This is a genomic window from Paenibacillus sp. 01L418 (assembly GCF_056400045.1).
The window spans coordinates 1-1788 of sequence record NZ_JBFTSN010000702.1 but is presented as its reverse complement, the minus strand read 5'-3'; the positions used below and the strand labels follow the sequence as shown (position 1 = coordinate 1788).

General features: G+C 38.9%; 1 protein-coding gene and 1 pseudogene. One reads left to right on the top strand and one right to left on the bottom strand.

Translation table 11 applies throughout. The annotated features are described in order from the left end of the window. A partial coding sequence (locus tag AC1DSE_RS34830; protein ID WP_477529074.1) for a hypothetical protein occupies positions 1-395 on the top strand: 395 nt, incomplete at its 5' end. Positions 396-555: 160 nt separating this feature from the next. Here the strand turns inward: AC1DSE_RS34830 and AC1DSE_RS34825 are convergent. After that, positions 556-1082 (bottom strand): annotated as a pseudogene (locus AC1DSE_RS34825) (tyrosine-type recombinase/integrase). Positions 1083-1788 lie beyond the last annotated feature (706 nt).

Sequence of the window (1788 nt, the reverse complement as noted above, 5' to 3'; positions counted from 1 at the left end):
GAAGTACATATGTTGTGGCTGTTAATCAATTCACAGTGAAAGTACTCGAGAATATTTTTTATCATTTACGCAACCTCCTAAAAGATGATGGATTGCTTTTACATTCTACGGATACTTTTGAAATGCATACTAACTCAGCAACTGGCTATTCTTCACCAGCAACAAAACCTATTATGGAAGCAACGAAAGGAGATTTGTCGAAATTATCGGAAATTGTACCAGTCTTTGGTTCATTAGCTGCTCAAAGCTTAACGATTTCCGGAAGTGTAATGACGACAGTTATGATGATTGGACTAGAATTTAAGAGGCTATTTATTATACCATGGCACTTTCAAAGAACAGCTACAATTGAAAGAATATATATCAATTTTCTCACTGCGTTTACAAAGAAATAAAATGGATACAGAATACAGAAAAAGCAACCTTTAGATTTCTGAGGTTGCTTCTTGGTGGGCGCTGCAGCTTTTAGGCTGAAGCACCCTTTTTTTGATTTTCATAATGGTAACCGCAGATAGATTATTCGATAACTCATGGGCATAGCGTTTTTTCAGGGTCCTATGCGATCTCATCTTTAGGTTCGTAATAAGCAGTGAAATCCGGAACGCTAATATTGCCACATGGATTACATAGGTCATAGGATGAGCTTAAATCAATGCCCCAAAGGCTAACGTATTTATCCGTCATTCGGGTTGATGTGTGACCCATGATACGTGATAATGCGATGGTATTTCCTCCATTGACTACCCAAAGCCTTGCAAAAGTATGTCTAAACGTATGAGGACTTACCCGCATACGGTCAATATCTAAATAGCTACCTAATAATTTGCCGGTTTTACGCAGAGCATCTCGTATGGATGATGATGCTAAGGCTTTTTATAGCGTGAGGCAAACAAGTAATCGTCTCGTTTAATGCCATATTTGTTGATGTAATTCAGTATCAGCGTGGATAGCTCACGAGAGAAGGGAACTTCGCGTTCCTTGTTACCTTTCCCTAGCACTAGCATGATCCTTTTGTTATGATCAAGCGAATAAACATGCAGGTTGGTTGCTTCCGAGATTCTTAGGCCTGTACTGGCCAACATAAAGATTAACAGAGCCATCCGTTCTTTATATTGTGGTGTTGTTCGTATTTCTCGGACGGCATTGATGTTAGCTTGTAATTGTTCTGCAGAAAAACCTTGAATGACCGATTGTTTTTTAGGAGGCTTCCGAATCCCCTTCACTAAATCACCATTATATAAGTTCTTCTCCGCAAGGAATAATCCAATTTGTCTTAAACAATAGTAATGTTTCAGACGTGTTCCTGTAGAAAGCGGTTGGCCATTATGATAATTTGGCCGCTCACAAAGCCAGGCTAAATACTCGCGTGAAACACTAACACTTAGTTCGAGTACACTATAGCCTCGACTATCGCAAAACCTACAAAACTCACAGAATTGAGATACAAAATTTCGAATCGTTTCGGTTACAAATCCTTCACTAATTAACCATTTTTTAAAATCATTTTCCAGTTCGATCATTTATGCCTCCATTGATATGAGAATAGATAGAATGCTTCCAAATTTAACAGAAATATAGTAAGATTCTACTACATTTGCATACGTGTGGGCATATTTTCCTGTTTTAGAAATGGATAGACAACATAAAACGACAAAGGGGCAAGACAGATGGCCAGGCGCAGAAGAAAAAAGGAAGAGTTAGATCCATTACAGGCATTTATACTGCTACTCATGATTGGGGCTGGATGGGGAGCCTACTCGCTTACGAAATCGATTGTAGCTGCAGGGA